Here is a 21,454-nt window from a genome sequence, read left to right on the forward strand (position 1 = left end):
ACTCCAGACTTAGTTTTTCTTTTGTCTAACGATATCTTCAAGATCCTCAACAAAGCTACCTAAGCCTTCTACACCACTTGAAAGACGCTTAACTGCTTGGTCAAGCGTATTATCATAAATACCTAAAGAATGGTTCAGACTTGTCTCAACCGATGCCCCGAAGCTATCAAAACTCTTCACTAATACATCACTTACTTGTTCAAGATAGTCTTGCATCTCTTTTTTTACTTGATTCAATGCTGTTGTCATTTGATTCATATCCTCAAGCATTTTAGTATTCATACCGGCTTCAGATTGCGCTTGTTTAATCAGCCCCTCAAGCGTACTGATCGCCTTATTAACGCTATCCTGAGAATTTTTATAATCACTCAATAACGAAATAAGATTACTGCTTGCACTAGTCAGATGAGTAGATGTAGTGGTTACTTCTGAGATCAATTGTGATGTTTTATCTGTGACACTAATAAGTGAAGTACCAGCTATATTAAATTGTTCCGAAGCTATACGCATTTTTTCTGCGCCGTTGTTCATTCCTGTAATACTATCAGTCGTCACCTGAGTGAGCTTTTGAATATTGTTTTTATAAGATTCAACTGCATTTTGACTATGCACAATTAATTCTTTGATTTCTACCCCAAGACTATCAATTAGGATTGAAGATTGTTCATGTAACTTATGCTGATTATCCGCAATTGTACGATCTTGCTCTATACGCTGTTTAGCAATATCTGCCATCACACCCGACATAGTTCCGCCCATATGTCCAATCAGCTCAGAAACTTTCCCATTTAATTGTTCAATCGCATATTGTCCCTGTTCTCCAATTTTTTCTGCACCCTTAGACAACTGTTCGACCATTGAATTCATTTGATCGGACATCGCATTTTGCTTTTGCTGAATATCCTCAATCATTTTAGACATTTGGTTTTCTAAGCTTTTTGTCGAACTTTCACTATTCACTTTCATATCAGTAATTAATTGAGTGAATCCTAATTGCATCTCTCTCATTGCAGATACTGATTGAGTCATCATCTCACTCATACCATTCATTTGAGTACCAAATGTTGATTCTAATTTGGTCATAAATGCAGTGAGTACATCTGTCATTAACTCTTGGACAGCAGAACTTTGATCACCACTGACCTGCTGTACACTTGACGCAATTTTCTCTAATGGTGCTTGTAAATTATCGGAAATAGACTGACCTATTTGATCAGCCATATCTTTGCTTGTTTTGGCATAGCTATCCGTTAATTGGGATGCAAAAGCCATTTGATTCTTTTTATTTTCATCAACCAAGTTAGTCATCATTACTTTTAGTTCATTGACTAAACTATCTTTCAACTGACGTGCATTCGTTTCATTTGCTTGCGATGATTTCAGTAATTTCGCTAAATATTCCTCACCGGTATCATCAGATTCAAAGAAATCATCTATCTCTGTTGTTAACATTTCCAACTGAGCATAACACTGTCTTAACCACGATTTCTCACGCCATGTAATTAACATTGCTGTAGCAATAGCCAATGCAGATGCCATAAAGGCTTCACTCACACCACCTAAGAGTAATCCAAGACTATCTTGCACTTTTTCAGGATTACCTGCTGGATCAAAAGCTAATAATCCGCACAGTAAGCCTGCAAAGGTAGCAATAATGCCGACACCCGTGATAATCCCTGGAAGATGTTTATAGAATTCAACTCTTAAAGGAGTATCAACAATAACCGATTGCGAGAAAAAAATATCACTCGATACAGTCGCACGAGATGCTCTTAAAACATCTGCACCATCGACAACTTCATAGCTATCATGGAAAGAATGTTTATAATTCAACCATGCATGTTTTAATGGAATACTGTTATCAAAAACATGATCTAAAGCATGAGTATTAACATTAGGTTGCTGTTCAACTTGCTTTAAAGCTTTTATGGCATCACATAATTGAGTATCAAGCTGTTTTGCTGGTTTAATATATTTTATGTAGAACCTATAGCTAATCACAGCGACAAATATCCCCATAAGAACTGGGATAATAAAATAACTTTGCAAAAATGCTGCAATAGCTAAAAAATTCACAACCGCTCCCCTTCAACTATTATAAAGTTGATTTTTATTAAATAATTATGTGCAATATATCACAAATTACAAACCTAGCTCACAATCAAAGAAAGGCAAGTAAATGCATTGTTTTTCAAAAATTTAAAAATAATATAGTTAAAAATTTTTCTAAAAAAGTGGCGGCTATTCACTTTATCCTTTAAAACAAATTTTCCACCATTACCCATTGAGTACTCAAAATTGTACTTAATGAGTGTTTATGTTGGGTTAGGTACAAAATATTGCACCTAACCCCATGCAAAATAGCTACAAAATTTTAAAATTTTCTGGCTCATCCAGATTAAATGGTACGACTCGCAGCTTTGCACCATCCGTTTGCCTAAACTCAAACTCATCTAAAGGCCGATTAAACTTTTCAACTCTATAAGGATAAATCAATATTACTTCGCTCTCATGTTCTAAGTAAAAGTGACTGTAAGCAAACATCTGCTGAATATCACTGTCTTTTAAACCGTATCGTCCACTACGATCACTTTGATCAATCAACTTCCATTTGGTATCCATGACAATATTTTTATCATCAGATCGCTCAATAAAAATATCTGGCTTGAGTTTGAAGATATTGCTATTTTGATGTTTACAGATATGTTCCATTGCATGCTGTATCTTGACCTTACATTCAGGCAAGTTACGGCGCAGATGATAAGCCACGTAGTGCTCGAACAACTTTTCCATTGGGAACAGCAGGCTCATACCACGCCACTCACCGGACGTTGATACAGGCATATATTCGCCAAGGATTAGCTCAGTCCAAGGCTTAATCTCATCATAGAGCGCAAGTAAGCGTCCTGATTGCCATTGTCTCAAATCCTGCCTTATGTTCTGACTTCGTGGTATTTCACCCGTCATCAGGCGGAGTTCTTGCGCTAATTTCCAATTACTCGCATCTTTAGCCTTTTTACAGACGATTTCCAATGCGGTACGAATCAACCTATTTTCAGGGCGATTGACTTCATATACATCATGTTCGATTGGGAAAATATGCCTTTTAGACGGAGGCTGGCGCATGTATTTTACATGCTGCAACTGCCCTCTTAAGAACCTCTGCTCTTCCTGAACTCGATTGTAGTCAAAACGTAAGCCACGTTGAACCAATCGTTCAAAAGAGGCTAAAAACTGGCTGATAATCCACTCATGCAGTGACTGTTTAAAGCGATTTAGGTTCGCCGCACCCGCTTCACGGTATGGTAAATGCAAAGAAACACTGAGCATTTCCTGAAGCAGTCTACGTTCTTGCTGAATAATACTTTGATCATCAGTCCCACTCATTTCCACATGCTTCGGCAGCATTTCAATACGTGTGCCACATTTGGTTTCAATGACACCCACATACTGATCTAGCTTGATCTTTCTTCGACCTGCCAATTCAAATACTTTCGCACCGTGCTTTGAAAAGGATGCAGCCAACTCACACAAATGCTCAAAGGCAGACTCAGAAATATAAGCATGGTCTAGTGTCGACTTAGGACAGCCTTCATAAGCGATACTGATGAAGGCATATTCTCGAACTGTAAAATCAGGCATAGATATCCCCGATTAATACTTAATGATCTTAGTAAAACTTTCAATTGAATCAAATGTGGAATCAACTAATTCCCAGGTTTTTTGATCTTCAAAGAAGCCTTCTGAACCAGTATCGACATTAGGGAATAAAGCTGATTTTTCCACTGCTTTTGGTTTAAGCATGCCATTGGCATTTAAGACCATATTGATCTTTGACCAATCATCAAAAAAGTATTCTTGAAGCTGTGGAATAATCCTCTGCTTAAAAATATCTGCGAGATTTTGCAAGGTTGGCTGATCTTTCAATGACATGAAATTAGCATGACCAATGCAATGATCACGATCCAGCAGGACTTCAATACGTTGATTAATGACCGTCAGTAACTGTTGAACATCTATGTCTTCGACATTCACATCATTTAGTAATTCTGGCTTTGGAGGCATTTCAATAAAGGTAAAGCGACGACGCAAGGCAATATCTAAACCTGTTAAAGAGCGGTCAGACGAGTTCATCGTCCCAATCAGATAAACATTATCAGGCACACAAAATTCTTTTTTAGAATATGGCAAAGTTACAGATAAAGCTTCATCAGCTCCTTCACGTTTTGAATCTTCAATTAAAGTAATCAATTCACCAAAGATACGAGAAATATTACCTCGGTTGATTTCATCAACAATCAATACATATTTATTTTCTAAGTTACTTGAATGCTTAGCTTCTGGCTGTAACAAAGCTGATAGCTTCGATTTATCAACAGCATTTTCTAAGTTATAGACTGTTGATTGAGAGAAAATTTTCTTAAAGTAATCCTCATTTTTCAAACTTGGTGAAAAAGTTTTTAGCCAATTGACCTTTCTGAGCTGATGATATCCAAACTCCTGATTTTCATCATACTCATAATTCCCTGTAACCTCAGCAATTGCTCTAAACTTCAAATTCCCATCAGTAATAACGACTAAATCACCATTCTGAATTTTATTCTTGAAAGTATTCACATAACCAGCAGCTGTATCTTCACTGTCTTTAGGATAATTAACTTCAGCTAATTTACTCTTGATGAACTGTATATTTTCGCACTTACTAAAATTAACTGCATCCCCCCATCCTAGCAGAATGACATTATTGTCTAAACAAGAGCGGTACAGGTCATCTTCAATCCCTGCTTTCCCCAAAGACATCTTCCAGACTTTTTTATTTGATAGGTCAATTTCATCTTCAATATTGGATTGAACATTTCCTTTAGCCAACTCAACGATTTCTTTAAATACCCCTGCTTTAATCGGATATTTTAAATTTCCTTTATCATCCGTTTCAGCACGAATCCCTTCTACAAAATCTTCATAGCTAAAGCTTTGATGAAAGGTGACAAATTTGATTTGCCCTTGAGATTTATATTCATCAAACCGTTTTTTGAGCACCGTGCGATCTTCATTCTCTAATGATTCAAGGGTTTTATTTTCAATAATGGATAGTGCATGGTTGATTGTATGAAATGTCTTACCTGTACCTGCAGCGCCAAATAAGATACGGTTTAAAGGTTGTTGAGTCATGACTTCATCCATTAATTCTTCAGTTTGCTGTTTCTTTTGTTTGTTATCCAGGTAGCCTTTTCTTACCATCGCAAAAAGCTTTTCTACATAAGGGAAAAATTGCTGTTCTCCCTTATCAGCCAATAAAAGAGGTAAAAACTCTGGAAGTGGTAATTTAGGGTATAGATGATCATAGCCAATACGTTTTGTATTCACTTTACTCACAATTGGAATGATGAAAGGATCGTTAAAATCCTGATATAAAAATGCAATCATCCACTTCAGTCCTTTAGTAAACTGAATTTGGTCAATTGCCTTTAAGTCACGGCGCTGAGCTGCATCTACAATCTCAAGTATTTCTTGCTTGAGTGTTTCAAATGCGAGACTTGCATCATCCCCAAGCCGTTTATTCCATGAATACGGTTTTTTATTATGATATTTATCGTTATCTCCTAGGCCTATAGGCTCCCAAATATCAAAATAACAAGCAAAGGTTGGATCGCCTTGGGTTGGATCAAAACTATCAATTTGCGTAATAAAACATTCTATATTTTTAGCCTGATGATAGTCTTTAATGGACATGTTCTTGAGACGATCAATTGGCCAACCCTTTAAAAACTCTTTAACTTTACGCTCAAGCGCCGTAGTCTGATCACCACTTTCCTCATACCAATCACAAAAATTTTCTAATTCATTTAAATTACTGATAATCACTGAGAATGCTTTATTTCCAACCTGTAATGTTTTTGCATGTGTGGAGAGATGATGGTGTCGTGTATCAGTTTCTGAATATTCTTTCTTAATTGTTAATTTTATTTCTTCTGGAGGCTGAGCATCACAAATTATTACTGGAGTTTTAGATTCTGGATCTAAAGCTAATTCTCTTCCTAGATGTGTTTTAAATGCCGCTATATGAACTGTTCCTGAATAGGTATTAGGATACCTTTCTTTTAGATACTCTACAGCTTGGGCTGCAGTCAAACTCTGATTTTTATAATCGACAGGCAACAAGCCTTGTCCATTCAAACTCATACCAAATTCAAATGCGTATTTCTGCAACTCACATAACCAATCCGTGAATTTATAATCAGCAGAATTCTTAGAAGAAAATTCAAAACAGAAATTTGGATCATTTTCATAAATAAAATCTGCTAGAGCTTGAATGACTCCCAATTTGAAAAATAATTCACCATTCTCATTATTTCCTAAATGGCTCACTAATAGAAAGTCTTTTACCCTACCTGTTAAAATAGGCTTAATACCAAATCCAAGATAGCCATATTTACCACTTCCTGCATGATAGATGTCTATATTAGGAAATATAGTCCGTATATCGTTGAGTGCTTGCCAAAACCATTCTATTTCAGCATCTTCTAATTTTTCTAAAAAAAGTTGAATACGATCGACTTCAAATTTAACCTTCAGTTCTTGCAAATCCACTATTAATTACCTATTTTATTTCATAAAAACTTAATTTACTAAATCACTTTGACATCAATGAAAATATTAACCTTTCATTAATATTCTGCACTGTAACTCTCTCAATTAATTCTGCTTTTAAACCTTTTTCCAAGCCCCAGCCAATGCTATCCAAGCTTTACTTTCTTTTAACCAGATACATCTGCAAAACTCTGTCAGGTCATAAAATTGCTGGTCTGTTTCTTTTAAGATATCGTAAAGCCTAATGTGTCTATCGTATATACGACCAACCAAACCTAAAATTCTTTCTGCAAGTACATGATGTTTATCTGTGAATTACTGTGCTCTGACAGCTTTAATCCCATTTTGATTCATAGTTTTTAGCTCTTTATAGCCAAGTTTATACCCCTGATTTAATTAAAACCTTCAACAATGCAGAAAAAGCCAGGTACATCACCTAGCTTTTTGTTACTAACAATTGATTTAAGACTTCTGCTCAATTTTTAATTGATCGCTACTACCAATCTGCGCCGTTGCATTATAAGGAAGCTGTGCATTTACATGCATCACCTGTTCAATGTGCTCAATACGTTTAGAAATGACGGTATCAATATGGGCCTGCATTTGCTTCTTACTTTCAACAACAGAGGCAACGACAATATGACAACGTTCATTCAGTTTCTTCAACTGTTCTGTCTTGAAATCAAAATGCTTTGCCATTTCTCGATCAATACCACTCATATAAAGTTTTCGGCTGTCTGATTCCTCCGGGAATTTGTTTGCTATATCCAACATCTGTGGAACTTTTGAAAACATAAAGTCGTCATTTTCGATGTCTTTTCCCAGATCAGCATACATTGCTTCAACTTTCTGAACTTGTTCCTGACTACCGTTCTCCAAGAGAACCAAACGCTCTTCAGCGAGTAAATTGACCTCTTTAAGCATTTGCATCATTGAGCCTTGCATCGCCTGAAAGCCTTTGCATCGAGCTTCAATCATCACTGCTTCCAGACGAGCATTGACTTCCATCAATTCAAGCTGAGCATTTTTAACAAGATCGACACGTTCATTTTCTAGTTTAGCAACTTCCACCTTATCTGGATCATAGTTGGTCACTGTAGAGCTTGTAGAAGTCGACGTTGAATATGAACCGCCATAGTCTCGATCTCGTCCACCCCCACTATTTGATGAAGACCCGCTTAAAAAACTACCAACAGCACTTGCAGCACTGCTCACAAAACTACCAATTGAACTAAACAACCCCATTGCCTACCCCTTATTTTTGTAAAGCCTTACGCATTTTAAAAATCAATGTATTTACGTCTTTTTCTCGTTGTGCCAATGCTTCACTATAGCTTTGAGCATCCTGCAAACATGCTGCTAAGTTCTGTTGTTGGACTTTACGTAATTCTTCACTCATGATTAAAACGACATCATCACGTTCTATAAGCTGTTCTTTGGCTAGAAAATCTGTGATTTGATTGACCACGCCTTGCTGCCAAACCTCACTAAAGCGTATTAACCAGATTTTTTGCGCCGTTGTTTTAGTATTAAAGATGATCTTTTCCAACTGTTGCATGAACTGGTGAACTAATTTTGTTAGCTCTTGTTCTTTTTCAAGCTTCTCTTGACGGTGCCCATTCGCTTGGAATGCATACGTCGTATGAATACCTAAACGTTTTTGTAGATAGAATTGGTCCAATCCTGATTGATACTGTTCAATACATGGCAATACATCAAGAACAGTTTGTTCATCTATGATTTTATTTAAGCCCGCATCCAACAAAGGCTGAATCTGTTTTAAAAGGGATAACCGTTCACTACGCCATTCTGCAAACCATTTTGCAATTTCTTCCGATTCAATACTGTTATCTAGACCTAACTGCATTAAGTCCTGCTGATATTTATCTACCAGAATGAGATAATCCTCTGCTGATTTACGCAGAACGCTTACTATTGATTTCACAAAATCCAATGATTGATCCAACCATTCCATTTCTTTTAATGTGTTGGTACAGAGTATTGCACTATGTTCTGCAAGCAGTTCAAAACTTGGACGCAATTGTTGCTCAATTTTTGCCAAACCTACCAATGTATTGGTTTGCTCTAAATTGAGAGAAATCTGCTGAGATTCTGAAAATAAATTAATTAAGTTTGAACGCAACGGCGTTAAGCCTATATCAAGACGTTTTTTTAGCTGTTGTAGTTGTGATTCAAGTAACTGTTTTTCTTCAGCAGTCACATTCATACTTACAGGTAACTTTTTATCTAGCTCTTGATTTAGTTCAACTGTATTTTTAACAAGGTTCAGATGTTGATTTTCCCACTCATCAATTCGGTTTAATAATGTATTGATCCATTGTTGGCTAGCTTGACCATACTGCCAAACTGAGCTTTGAATTGCACTTAAATCATAGTTATTTAGGTCTAGTCGATAGTCAAAATCTGATGTAAATAGATTGACAGGTGCGGGTTCAGGTAATTCAGCAATTTGTGACTCCAATCCTATCAACTGCTTTTGTAATTGTATCCGTTTGTAGTAAGCATCAAAAATACGATTATATTCGTCACATTGCTGTTGAGCTTCATTTAAACGTTCTTTGAAGTCATCATCTTCTTCATTATGGAATTTTTCTAAAAATGGTTCAAAATTTGGTATCCAATCTTGTTCAAGAAAGAAATCTAATATGATTTTAGACTTTTCTAAATTAGTCAATCTTGGATTACTTGGTACTAAACGAGTATCAGACCAGATTTTTAATACAGGAAAAACATATACCTCTTGAACATTATAAATATCACTGCTTCTCAATGTACTTTCAAAATTATAAAGAACTGAAGAATGTACTTTAGGATTAGGAAACTCTTTGTAAAAAAAATATTTTGGAATAAATGTTCCTTTCTTAACTTGAGGGTAATTAAAAAACTCATATTCATTAAAAAAATCTCCTAAATTTTGCCAACTATTTTTTCCAATATTGTTTGGAGCAAAAAATTTTTTTTCTTGTTGCCAATCATTAAATAAAATATGAGGTATAAATTCAAAGTTGGGGAATAATAACCCCTTATTTTTATCAAGAATTATTTCTCTCTTGTTTCTAAACCCATACCAATCTTGTTGGCTAATCGCCTCCAATAAAATTTGCTCAGCGCCCTCTTCAAAGTTTTCTAACTCAGGTTCCAATTGCTCCAGTTTAGATTGAGCTTGTTTTAACAAAGACTGTTGCTTTGCCTTTTCTAACTGAAGTTGATTAAGATGCTCTACAACTTCTGGAGAACTTTTATCAAAAAGCTTAAATTGCAACTCTTTAAGTTGTTCTAGCAACGCTGCTCTTTGGTGCTCTAAACCTTCTCTTTCACCATAATTGATTTTAGAAACTGTATTCACATTACCCCCTAACATTTAAACTATTTTTTAAAAATTCTTCTGTTCTTTATTCACCAACACATCATAAATGATATGCGCAAACTGCTTCATCTTCGCAGGATCGCTCATGAGCTGTGTCATTTGCTCAGTATGTGCATCATTGCTATCCAATACGGCGTCATCAAGCGCCGTATCAAACTCACCGAGCATCGCCTGCTCACGGGTGTTATTTTGAATCTGCTTCATCATCCGCACGTTTTCAGACATCTTATCCGCTACGGTATGAACATAATTAATCATGTCTTTATCGGTCAGCTTATCCGTGATAAAGATCTCATTCACACGGCTTAAAATCACCGACAGGAAGTCTTCTTTCTTGTCTTTCGCCTTGGCTGTACCCAAATCATTCCCAGGTTCAAGTTTATGCTCAGTACTATCTGCTTTAAGCTGAATATCCTGCTGACGAAGCTTAGACAAGCGGTAATGGCTCATCGCCACATTGCTCAGATCAATCTCATCTTCATCCGCAGCTTGTTCACGTAGCATTGGGCGTAAGTTACGCGCAAAAAGACTGAGCTTCTCAAGTTCTTGATCGTCATACTCCACGATCTGAGACATAAACTCATAGAAACGGGTAAAACTGCCTAAATCCTTTTTGAAGATCTCTAGCGCATCACGAGCTTTCTTCGCTTCTGCAAATTCATTTTCAGCATTGGCAATCAATACGGCGTCACCTGTCTGCTTACAGCGCTCTAAACGGTTCTTGGTAACGTCATAATCATTGATGGCTTGTTTATAACGATGCTGCCAGCGTTGTAAAGCTGGCTTACAGATGTTCGCGAGGGCTGCACTGGATTTATTTTTGCTGTAGAAGGCCTCAACGAACTGTTCTACCTCAGTCCAGAGGAAAATACCTGAGGCTTTCAGCTTTTCAAACAGATCATAAACCTGATCGGGATTGGATACATCCGCCAGTTCTGCTGTTTGATAATACGGCTGGAAAGCATCGAGAATGTCTTGTGGATCGTTAAAGAAGTCCAGCACAAAGGTGCCTGTTTCAGATTTCGCAGGATAGATCCGGTTTAAGCGCGATAAGGTCTGTACACACTCCACGCCACCCAATTTCTTATCGACATACATTGCACACAGTTTTGGCTGGTCAAAGCCGGTCTGGAATTTATTCGCCACAATCATCACCTGAAAGTCATCGCTATCAAATGCCTTACGCATCTCACGACCTTTCAGATTCGGGTTCATATTGCTTTCAGTAAATTTCTGACCTAACAGATGACTACTGTCTGCATCATTGGCATTAAATTCTACATCGCCTGAGAATGCCACCATGGCTTGAATGTTGGCATAGTTCTGTTCAGTAATGTATTTATCAAAGGCTTGTTTATAGCGTACCGCTTCTTTACGAGAACTGGTCACCACCATGGCTTTGGCTTGTCCGCCGAGTAAGCCCATAATATTTTTCTTAAAATGCTCAATAATGATATGCACTTTTTGCGAGATATTATGATCGTGTAAGCGTACCCACTGATTCAGCTTGGTCTTGGCTTTCTTGGCATCGACCTGAGCGTCTTTTTCTTCGATCTTCTGCTTGAGCTTGTAGATGACTTTATAGTTGGTGTAATTCTTCAGTACATCCAAAATAAATCCTTCTTCAATCGCTTGGCGCATCGAATAGACGTGATATGCCACAGGAATATTGGTTTTAGACGGCGGCATGCTTGGATCGGGCAAGCGTCCAAACAGTTGTAAGGTTTTATCCTTTGGGGTTGCGGTAAAGGCATAGAAGCTTAGGTTTGCACTGCCCTTACGTGATGCCATCACTGCATCGAGTACATCTTCAGAAGAAAGCTGCTCATCTTCTTCACGCTCTTCAATCATTAAAGTTTCTTTGAGCTGACGCGCCGTGGAACCGCTTTGCGATGAATGGGCTTCATCGGCAATGACGGCGTATTTTCGTTCTTTTAAACTGGTGCTGTTTTCGATGGCACGCAGTACAAACGGGAAGGTCTGAATGGTGACGATGATAATCGGCTGCGCCATTTCCAAGGCTTTTGCCAGTTTCTCGGATTTAGAGCCATCACCTTCTTTATTGTTAATCCGACCCACCACGCCATCGGCATGTTCAAACTGGTAGATCGTATCTTGTAGCTGTGCATCCAGAATGGTTCGGTCTGTCACCACAATCACCGAATCAAACATCTTTTTATTGTTGGCATCATACAGACTGGAAAGCTGATGCGCCGTCCATGCAATCGAGTTGGATTTACCCGAACCGGCACTGTGCTGAATCAGGTATTTTTGTCCTGTGCCTTCTGCCAATGAATCTTGAACTAGGTTATTCACCACTTTCCATTGGTGATAACGGGGGAAGATCAGACTTTCTTTTTTGTATTTGCGCCCTTCCCAGTCTTCCTTTTCTTCAATCTGTAAATGAATGAAGTTACCCAAAATATTCAGCAAGCTATCTGGGGTTAAGACTTCATTCCATAAATAGCCTGTGGCATATTCATTCACATCTTCAGGGACATCGTTGCCTGCACCTTGGGCTGAAGTACCTTTGTTAAATGGCAGGAAGTAGGTGCTGTCACCATTCAAATGCGTCGCCATATAGACTTCATACTGACTGACGGCAAAATGCACCAATGCCCCGCGTTTAAACATCAGTAAGGGTTCAGGCTTGTTGGTTTCAGGGTCTTTGGGCAATCGGGTTTTCCGGTACTGTGTCATGGCATTTTGCACAGCCTGTTTAAACTCGGACTTGAATTCCATAGTTGCCACAGGAAAGCCATTGATAAACAGCACCAGGTCGATGCGCCATTTCTTGGCTTGTTTACCAGTTGCCTCTAATTCGGCTTTGGATGTATATGGGCTATACACCAGTTCAGGCACGACACGGCAGATATTTTGCTGATAGCGTTGATTCAGTTCGGGGTTTAGACCATGTTCAGGTTTAAACTGACAGAATGAAAAGCGTGTACCACGAGTTTTGATGCCATGACGGAGTATGCCCAATGTGCCATAACTGCGGGATTCAACATCGGTGGCATTGATATCGGCTTTTTTAAGCTGAGCCACCACGGTATCTAAAAAATGGCGTTCAGTATCATTGGGGAAGATGTTTTTAAATTTCTGCCACTCGACCTGTTGGGTCTTTTGTACAAAGTCGAGTACATCTTGCTCATACAGGGCTTTTTCACAATTGTAGCCCTGCCCAGAACCCACAATCCAGCCATGGCTTTGCATTTGCGCAATAATATCTTGCTGGAAGATGGTTTCTAAAGTTGCATCCGATCTCATGTTTCCCCTACCCCTAAATACTCAAATTTCTTTATTACTGTTCTATTTGCCAAACTGGATAGCTTTGCCAATCTTCAGGGAAGCCCATCGCTGTTTTTGATATGTTGTGATGTGTCAAAAGCAGATCAACCAGACGTTTACGCCATGTATGCTGCGGGGCGATTTTGTCCATAAAATAGAGTAGAAATACCAGACTGTTATAAATTTTTCGATCTGATGCGTTGGTATTTTCAAAATTGCATTGCACCCGAAGCCCCATCGGCTTACTGCGCGGCTTGGCAATGGTTTTGGTAAATTTGCGGTTCCATAGTCTTGAATGATGGGCACAGGTATTTCTTAAGTAGACAAAATGCTGTAACAAGCCTTCAAACTGTTTTTCATCGCAATCAAAATGACTGGAAATGGCTTTACGTGTCTGAATCGGTGCCAAGAGCTGATACCATTTGGACAGTTGACCAAAACTCATCACTTCGCAGGTTGCCCAAATCGGTGGTAATTCAGGCTCATCATAGGTACGTTTATAGTGTTCTATAAAGACTTCATCTGCCCGGGACACTTCAGTTTTCAGTGATTCGAGCAAGCTGTGCCATCTAAAGGCGGGTTTAAAGTATTGCCCTTGCAGATAGGCGTGACAACCATGCCGATGTGCCAATTCATAGGCAAAACGGGTACGAACGGCAACTTCCAGGCGTTCTATGGCATCCAGGATGAGTAACCTTAATTCACGGTCAAATACATACAGCGCTAACACCTGTTCAAAACTGGTATCTGGTTTAAAGCAATGTGGTGAATGGGTTTCTTCAAATGGAAGCCAGTAGGCACCTAAGCGATAATAATTGATTTGCTCTAGGTAAAATTGTGCATCTTGCTCATTGGCAAATTGCATGCCACGCGCTTTTAATAGCTCAATTTGTTCAGCAAAGGTTTTGGCAGGCTTGTTAAAAGATTTCATAACTGGCTTGCCCTGATTGTTATATTTTTTAGGGCTCTAGAAACAAGTAACCCGACAGTTTGAGGATGCAATTGCTTGCCTAGCCTTGTCGGGTGTTGTTGAGCATATAGTGAATCATTGCAATTATTTATGCAATGATTTTTTGTATCTGCTTGAGTCCACATTTGTTTGAAGCAACTAAGAATATTCATAGGCTTAACTCCGTTTTAGCCTCATTGGGATGTTGCCAGTTGCGTACGTCGATCTTTCCTGTAACCGCAGATGAAATAAGGGCTGTACGGCGTTCTTGCATTAATTGAATTTGTTTCACAGCAAAATTAATCAACGAATCATATTTTTCAATTTTTTGGTCTAACTCTTTTAAGATACATTCTTGTTCTTCGATTGGAGGAATAACAATCACATAATTACGAATATCATCTACATTTATTCGCTTAAAAGTAGAACCTACCATTGCCGAATTAAGTTGAATCTTAATAATTTCAGATTTGAGAAAATGCAAAAGATATTCTGATGAAAGTTTTTGAATAATATGAATTAAGCAAACATCCTGCCCAAGCGCAAATTTTGGTAATTCAGCATGAACTAACGATGCCTCTCCAACAGTTGCATTACGTGTATAGATAATATCACCTACTTGCGGTTTACGATTACCATCAATTAATTCTTGGTAATACTTTTCATTGGTCAATTTTGCATTCGATAAATTAACCTTCCAACCTTTTACTTCACCGATACTAGCTAAGGGAATACCTTCATCAAAAAATTCAGCAGTAATGTGTTTACAGTCTACAACATTAACAAAGTGTTTTAATTTAGATACCGTCCAATGCTCAGGCACTTGCCCTAACCATTCCACACCTGAATCCTTCATCGTTACATCAGGATTTAAACCTTTGGTGACTGCATGGCTAATCACCGCTTGACGCTTTTCTTTAAGCAGCTCAATCAGCTTTTCTTGTTTGGTAATTAAGGTATCAATTTTTGTGGTTTCATGGTCGAGGAAGTTGGCGATTCTTTGCTGTTCATCAACATTACATAGTGGAAGAGGAATTCCACCAAATTGTTCATATGATATTGACTTACCATCTCTTAAACTGTCAGTTGTTGATTGCAAGGCTGCAATATATGGTGCACTTTTAAATAGATATTTGAAGTATGAATAACTTATTGTCTTCTTGTTTTGCAGAACCGTATATGCTGGTGAAACACATCCAGTATATTGACTATACTCAATCCCGCCCTCGAAGCTACGCAAACTAATGACAAAATTGTTTTCATCTACATGCCTAAAAGAATCCGTTCCTTTTAGAGCCAACATTACTTTGGAATCATTTAATTCCATCATAAGTTTTTGTGGGATGACTCCATATTTTTGACTTGCAGCCAATTGCTGATCTGTTTCGAAAGCTGATTTTCTAACAGAAGCAAAAATTCTTTTCCCTGAAAAATAGTTCCAATGACTAGGTATTTTACCCAACCACTCAACACCTGAATCTTTATATTCAGCATATTTCTGATACTTCGACATTAAGAATGCACCTCTTGAAGAAGTGCCATAATTTCACGACTGACCGCATCCAAATCCGTATCAATCTCGCTTAAGTCACGTGGCGGCTCATATACATAAAAATGACGGTTAAACGGAATCTCATAACCGACAATGCCAATCTCGCCATCCTGAGCATCACGCTTATCGGCATTGATCCACGCATCAGGCACATGCGGTTGCACTTCACGCGTAAAGTAAGACTCGATTAAATCTGTGGTGCTTTGGCTTGGGTCAAGCGCAATGTTCTCCGCATCACGCAAATCACCATCCTGCACAAACTCAACCACTTTGCCTTTATAGTTAAACTGACCATACAGCGGATTTTCTGTACCTTTCATCACTTTATTGATCACTGGTTCAGCATCAGCATTCTTCCAGGTGATGGCATCCAGGAATTGCTTCTTCTCTTTGGTTTCAAGCTTCACATTGGCATCTTTTAATGCTTGTTTCAGTACATCATCAAAGGTATTAAAATCATCAAATTGCGTCGTACCAATCTTCGCTTGCAAGGCTTTCGCTTTATTCAATAAATTACGCTGTTCTAACCACAGTTTTGGTTCAAGCACCGTCTTAATATCTTTTTCTTTCAGCTCGCTAAATTCAGCTTTAATCAGCGCACGGATTTCCACCTCAAACTCATCAAGCTGACCATAGCTCTCTTCTGTCCAAGTCTTACCGTATTGCTCATACACTTTTTGCATTACCGCATTAAAAGGCTTCGGTGCAAAACGTAACGATGCGACGGCGTCATCACTTACCTGAGCAGATAAACGTAAAGGACGTTCAATAGTCACACGACGGTAGCCAAACTCATAGCTGTTAAAGATTTTACTAGAAAAGGTTTTAGCAGCTTCATTTTTAGGGTTAGCCGATTGACGACCACGATTAGATTTAACCTCTGCGGGTTTATCCAGTTCACGTGCATCTGTCACTTCAAAGTCACCATAACTGCGGGTAATCATCGCGATATCATCTTCGCTCATTTCATTACGTTTAGAGCCAAGCGACTTACGCATTTTGCTGAACAGGTTACTACCATCAATCAGCTGTACTTTGCCCTTACGTTGAGTCTCTTTTTTATTGCTAAGTACCCAAACATAGGTCGCAATACCGGTGTTATAGAACATATCGGTGGGTAGCGCGATAATCGCTTCCAACAAATCTGCTTCTAAAATATAACGGCGGATTTCACTTTCACCACTGCCTGCACTGCCTGTAAACAACGGCGAACCATTCAAGATAATACCAATACGACTGCCTTGCGCCGTGCTGTAGTCTTTATTGCGCATCTTGCTGATCAGATGCATCAGGAACAATAAAGAACCATCCGATACACGTGGCAAGCCTGCACCAAAACGCCCTTCAAAGCCTTTTTGCTCATGCTCGTCTTTGATGTCCGATTCGATCTTTTTCCAGTCCACCCCAAATGGCGGATTCGATAGCATGTAGTCAAACTTCTCATACGCCAACTGGTCATTGGACAGCGTATTGCCGAGTTTGATATTACGCACGTCCTGACCTTTAATCAGCATGTCTGCTTTACAGATCGCATAAGACTCTGGGTTTAACTCCTGACCAAAAACGCGCATCACCGCATCTGGATTATGCTCATACACATATTCCGAACCTGAGGATAAAAATCCACCCGTACCTGCCGTCGGGTCATAAATCGTGCGGATGATACCGTCACCATTCAGCACATCATCATCCTTGCTGAATACCAAGCCTGTGGTTAAGCGAACGATGTCACGCGGGGTAAAGTGTTCCCCTGCAGTTTCATTTGAACCCTCGGCAAAACGGCGGATCAGCTCTTCAAACACCAAGCCCATTTCATGGTTAGATATATTTTTTGGACTGAGATCAATTTTAGGGTCTGAAAAATATTGAACGACTTTATAAAGCAAGTTGGCATCATCCAGGAGACCAATAAATTCGTCGAACTTGAAGTGTTCAAAGATTTCACGTGCATCTTTGGAGAAGTTTTGAATATAAGTATTGAGGTTTGAACGGATGTCTTTTTGACCCAGGCTGCCTAAATCCAGCTCGGAGGTATTGAAAAATGACAGGCCATTGGTTGCCTTTAGCAGCATCTTTTCTTTGGCTTCTTCTGGCAGTGGCATGAGTTTCACTTTTTCATTGGCTGCCAATACATCTGCCTTACTGGCTTCAAGTACACACTCTAAACGGCGCAACAGCGTAAATGGGAGAATCACACGACCGTATTGAGATTGTTTGAAGTCACCACGCAGTAAATCTGCCACCGACCAAATGAAAGCTGCTACTTGTGAAAAGTTATTATTTGTCATTAAAAAATACCGCTGGCCCTAAGGCTATAAAACTTGAAATTTATAGTTTCATTGTGCCTGATTTACAAAAGATTTTACTAGCCTTAAAATGGGGCAAAAGACGATTATTTAGTATAACAATGGGCTTTCTCAGTATTATTGAAAATAAAGAAATCTACAGTTTCACGCTGAATGATGAACAATGGATGAGACTGAAAGATAAATATAAAAACCTCAGCATGTTTATGCCATGTTGCCAGACACCCGCAATTCCCAAGAAAAATAAACTCGGAACACAATTTTTTGCACATCATCCCTCCAGCAGTTGTGATTTTAGCTCGGGTGAAAGTCGCGAACATCAACTCTGTAAATATCTCATCTTAAAATATCTTCACGAAAATGGCTGGACTGTGATTCCTGAATATCGTGGGCAAACGCCAAATGGTGAAATCTGGATCGCTGATATTTATGCTGAGAAAAATAAAGCCAAAATAGCCATAGAAATTCAGTGGTCTGCTCAAAGCATTGAGGAGACAAAACGCCGTCAGGAAAAATATATTGCTTCAGGAATTCGAGCAGTTTGGTTTATGCGAACAACCCAGAAAAACAAATGGGATGTCTTAGACTACCAGAGTTATGAACTTCCTGTTTTTTCGATTTGGCTGAATAAAGAAACTTATCAACTGACTGCAAGTGGAGCATTTGAAAATTGGGATTCAAGTGATTTAGTCGAAGTTGAGTTTATTTATTTCTTTAAGAAACTCATGACGGACACAGTACAATATTCTGTAAAGCCTAATTCGAGCAGATTTATACAATTGGTGATGAATACCATTCAATGCTGGAAATGCAAACAATCCACTAACACCATCATGGAAATTAATTATTTCATTCCTCATGGTGAAAAACTGACAAAAATATACCGCTTAGATATTGAAGAGCTATCTCAACCGCACAGTGAAGTTTTAAACAGTCCTGAATTACTCCAAAAATATCAGTACGGTTTTATTATTAAACGGTTTAGTAAAACCCGTGGAGAAGCATATTTATCTAATGGCTGTTTTCACTGCGATGCGCTTCAAGGTGCATTTTTCGCTCATCACGAACGGGATTCTAAAAATATGATTTATAGTGATCCAATAGAGGTCAAAATGGATCATAAAACAGAAATTGATGGGCTTTGGTATTATTTGAAATAATTACCCATCAATGAAAAAATTTAAGCTATAGATATAAACTCATTCGCAAAAGTAAAGAGTTTAGAGCCTGTAAATTATTTAGCTATTCCACCTGATCGGCTGCATCGTACCCATCCAACTCCACGTCTTTCATACGCTGTTCCATTTCGGTATTTACCTCTTTTTCTAGCCCACCTGAATCAATATAACGTCTACGTGCTGCTATCCGTTCGGCTTCGGAAGCTAAACGTAACTGCTGTGCTTCATAGGCTTTATTATCGTTTAGATCCTTCACACGCTTCGCATCATTTTCCTCTTTAAGGTCTTCTAGTTGTGTGCCGTATAAGGACAATTCAAACTTAATACTCTCACGCCTATTAAAAGAAAAATCGTTATAGAATTCTAAAATTTGGCATAAGTTATCAAATTTGTCGTTGAGTTGCTTCATCATCGGCTTGGTAAATTTTCTGCTGATCTCATCTGATGTTATGAGCGCATAAATCATCACAAACGCATCAGACAATTGATCCCCTAAATCGTTAATTAATGCCATTCTCTTTCGAGATTTTACAATGATCTCAGCCTGTCTTTTACGCCGTACTTGTGCGTTCATAAGCAGATTCCCGATGCTAGCCTTTTCGCATTCTACGATTTCCTTGATAACGTCAGAATCAGATATGTCACTACCTGTATCACTATGATTAAGACTTTGTTTTTCATTATTTTCTTTATTATCTAAAGAAGCCTTAAAATCATTTTCTGACTCTAATTTTTTGACGCTACGGATTAAATTTTTTAAGGTAGCGTCACTTTTTTTTAATAGATAATCTGACCTTTCCCATCCTTCATGTATAGCCTTATATGCTATAGCCTGATGTGAAGGGAAATCCTTGCACTTCAGTTCATTTTGAACTAATTCTTTTAGGCGCTTATAGGAAACTTTAGGATTAGATTCATAGACCTGTCTAACGCAAAGCCAAAAGTCATCACTGTACTTATTAGGAGCGACTTTATTGGTAATTTCATCCTCAAACCTAACCCATCCTTCTTTTACAGCATGGCGCTCTACAGTACGTTGTGATGGGAAAGTATCAAGATTAAATTTAGTACAAAGCTTACTTTTAATTTTTTCATAATTAGGATGAGCTCTTGATTCATAAAGCTTGCGAATCTCCGTCCATAATTCATTACCATAACGTTTACTATTTATCTGATTTAAATTTGCTTTTTTAGTCATACATTAAACTTTTTGTTGAATCATTTTGAAGATAAGATTGTGAGATACTTTATTGAATCGGATGATCCATCAGACACATCCGTACAATCTAGTTGGTGAATCAAAACGAAAAATGAGAAGAAAAGTCGACGAGCTTGTTAATTTCATCCAGTTTAAATGACACTCTAATTTTTTCAGGTGGATTATTAGAGTGCCCAATAAGAACACGAATAGATGTCGACCCATTTGTTGATTTTGCAAACTTAATATCTATTGTAAATTTGCACTAAAATTTACATCTGTTTCAAACGAAAATCTTCAGTATCAATTTGTATGTCAGAATATAGATGCGACAAGAATCGTGAACAAGTTCGGCTATCCATATATTCAAGTACCTGATTTGCTTTTAGGTTAGAAGTAATAATTGTACTTTTTTGATTTTCATGCCTACGGTAAATAATTTTATTGATAATTTCAGCTTTTTTACCCATGTCGTCATAACCTAGATCATCAATAACTAAAAGATCTATTTCCGTATATTCCTTTAAAACATCTTCTTCATTCAAATCAGGATTTTTCCAAGTAGCAATAACTTTACTTGCCAATCCAAATGAAGTTGAGTAACAAATAGAATTCCTAAAATAATTTAGTTCATAGCAATACTTTAAAATACCCACAGCAATATGTGACTTTCCAACTCCAGTTGGCCCAGTAATTATAAGATTTAAATGAGTTTTCTTTTCTACTATTTGCTCCATATATCTCTTTGAAAGAACTACTATTTTTTCATCTTCTTCGTCATTAATAAGAAAATTGTTTAAATCCTTATTTTTCAAATCTAGAGGTATTTGAGCATTGCTAATTTTCCTACTGAGCAAGTTCTTTAGCAAAATTTCTTCATGTTGTTTGCTCGCATTTTTCAAGCTCTCTGATATACATTTGTTACATATCCACTTGCATTTAAACAATAATTCTTTATTGCATTCATGTTTTTCACAGTAATCAAGTTCATTTAACATATT

The 21,454-nt window shown here is 38.0% G+C and carries 12 protein-coding genes; 1 reads left to right on the plus strand and 11 read right to left on the minus strand.

The genetic code is table 11. The annotated features are described in order from the left end of the window. Window positions 1–9: 9 nt before the first annotated feature. The 9 genes from zorA to E0H88_RS11760 all read right to left on the minus strand — a co-directional run bounded on the left by zorA (window position 10) and on the right by E0H88_RS11760 (window position 18,059). Window positions 10–2,019, minus strand: a complete 2,010-nt coding sequence (gene zorA, locus E0H88_RS11710) for an anti-phage ZorAB system protein ZorA (RefSeq protein ID WP_131274336.1) — start codon at window positions 2,017–2,019, stop codon at window positions 10–12. A 345-nt stretch (window positions 2,020–2,364) separates the two neighbouring features. Further along, window positions 2,365–3,642 (minus strand): McrC family protein, encoded by a 1,278-nt coding sequence (locus E0H88_RS11715; RefSeq protein WP_131274291.1) that lies wholly within the window; start codon window positions 3,640–3,642, stop codon window positions 2,365–2,367. A gap of 12 nt (window positions 3,643–3,654) precedes the next feature. Beyond that, a complete protein-coding gene (locus tag E0H88_RS11720) occupies window positions 3,655–6,183 on the minus strand; it encodes a DUF8426 domain-containing protein (protein ID WP_409515227.1) in 2,529 nt (842 codons plus the stop codon). Window positions 6,184–7,053: 870 nt separating this feature from the next. Further along, window positions 7,054–7,836 (minus strand): hypothetical protein, encoded by a 783-nt coding sequence (locus tag E0H88_RS11730; protein ID WP_131274292.1) that lies wholly within the window; start codon window positions 7,834–7,836, stop codon window positions 7,054–7,056. Window positions 7,837–7,846: 10 nt separating this feature from the next. Then, the gene (locus E0H88_RS11735) at window positions 7,847–9,958 is read right to left on the minus strand and encodes a hypothetical protein (RefSeq protein WP_213074928.1); all 2,112 of its coding nucleotides are present in this window, start codon (window positions 9,956–9,958) and stop codon (window positions 7,847–7,849) included. Between the two features lie 27 nt (window positions 9,959–9,985). Beyond that, window positions 9,986–13,249, minus strand: a complete 3,264-nt coding sequence (locus E0H88_RS11740; RefSeq protein WP_131274293.1) for a type I restriction endonuclease subunit R — start codon at window positions 13,247–13,249, stop codon at window positions 9,986–9,988. Between the two features lie 34 nt (window positions 13,250–13,283). Continuing rightward, window positions 13,284–14,201, minus strand: a complete 918-nt coding sequence (locus E0H88_RS11745) for an Abi family protein (protein WP_131274294.1) — start codon at window positions 14,199–14,201, stop codon at window positions 13,284–13,286. A 187-nt stretch (window positions 14,202–14,388) separates the two neighbouring features. Next, window positions 14,389–15,732, minus strand: a complete 1,344-nt coding sequence (locus E0H88_RS11755; protein WP_131274296.1) for a restriction endonuclease subunit S — start codon at window positions 15,730–15,732, stop codon at window positions 14,389–14,391. Further along, window positions 15,732–18,059 (minus strand): type I restriction-modification system subunit M, encoded by a 2,328-nt coding sequence (locus E0H88_RS11760; RefSeq protein WP_131274297.1) that lies wholly within the window; start codon window positions 18,057–18,059, stop codon window positions 15,732–15,734. The genes E0H88_RS11755 and E0H88_RS11760 overlap by 1 nt, the downstream gene beginning before the upstream one ends. Here E0H88_RS11760 and E0H88_RS11765 point away from each other — a divergent pair. Further along, entirely contained in the window at window positions 18,038–19,237 is a 1,200-nt protein-coding gene (locus E0H88_RS11765) for a competence protein CoiA (protein ID WP_131274298.1), read from the plus strand. The two genes, E0H88_RS11760 and E0H88_RS11765, sit on opposite strands and share 22 nt — an antisense overlap. A gap of 82 nt (window positions 19,238–19,319) precedes the next feature. Here the strand turns inward: E0H88_RS11765 and E0H88_RS11770 are convergent, their stop codons facing one another. Both E0H88_RS11770 and E0H88_RS11775 read right to left on the minus strand, forming a co-directional pair. Further along, window positions 19,320–20,453, minus strand: coding sequence for a hypothetical protein (locus tag E0H88_RS11770; protein ID WP_131274299.1), 1,134 nt, complete (start codon window positions 20,451–20,453; stop codon window positions 19,320–19,322). 272 nt (window positions 20,454–20,725) lie between these two features. Continuing rightward, entirely contained in the window at window positions 20,726–21,451 is a 726-nt protein-coding gene (locus E0H88_RS11775; protein WP_165493315.1) for an ATP-binding protein, read from the minus strand. Between the last annotated feature and the right edge of the window lie 3 nt (window positions 21,452–21,454).

It is taken from the genome of Acinetobacter sp. ANC 4216, assembly GCF_004331195.1.
Classification (GTDB): domain Bacteria; phylum Pseudomonadota; class Gammaproteobacteria; order Pseudomonadales; family Moraxellaceae; genus Acinetobacter; species Acinetobacter kookii.

Excerpts from the sequence above, each read along its gene's own strand:
- E0H88_RS11745 (WP_131274294.1), bottom strand. The coding sequence starts at position 14,201 with ATGAAATCTTTTAACAAGCCTGCCAAAACCTTTGCTGAACAAATTGAG.
- E0H88_RS11760 (WP_131274297.1), bottom strand. The coding sequence starts at position 18,059 with ATGACAAATAATAACTTTTCACAAGTAGCAGCTTTCATTTGGTCGGTG.
- E0H88_RS11770 (WP_131274299.1), bottom strand. The coding sequence starts at position 20,453 with ATGACTAAAAAAGCAAATTTAAATCAGATAAATAGTAAACGTTATGGT.
- E0H88_RS11740 (WP_131274293.1), bottom strand. The coding sequence starts at position 13,249 with ATGAGATCGGATGCAACTTTAGAAACCATCTTCCAGCAAGATATTATT.
- E0H88_RS11730 (WP_131274292.1), bottom strand. The coding sequence starts at position 7,836 with ATGGGGTTGTTTAGTTCAATTGGTAGTTTTGTGAGCAGTGCTGCAAGT.
- E0H88_RS11755 (WP_131274296.1), bottom strand. The coding sequence starts at position 15,732 with ATGTCGAAGTATCAGAAATATGCTGAATATAAAGATTCAGGTGTTGAG.
- E0H88_RS11715 (WP_131274291.1), bottom strand. The coding sequence starts at position 3,642 with ATGCCTGATTTTACAGTTCGAGAATATGCCTTCATCAGTATCGCTTAT.
- zorA (WP_131274336.1), bottom strand. The coding sequence starts at position 2,019 with ATGGGGATATTTGTCGCTGTGATTAGCTATAGGTTCTACATAAAATAT.
- E0H88_RS11720 (WP_409515227.1), bottom strand. The coding sequence starts at position 6,183 with ATGAGTTTGAATGGACAAGGCTTGTTGCCTGTCGATTATAAAAATCAG.
- E0H88_RS11775 (WP_165493315.1), bottom strand. The coding sequence starts at position 21,451 with ATGTTAAATGAACTTGATTACTGTGAAAAACATGAATGCAATAAAGAA.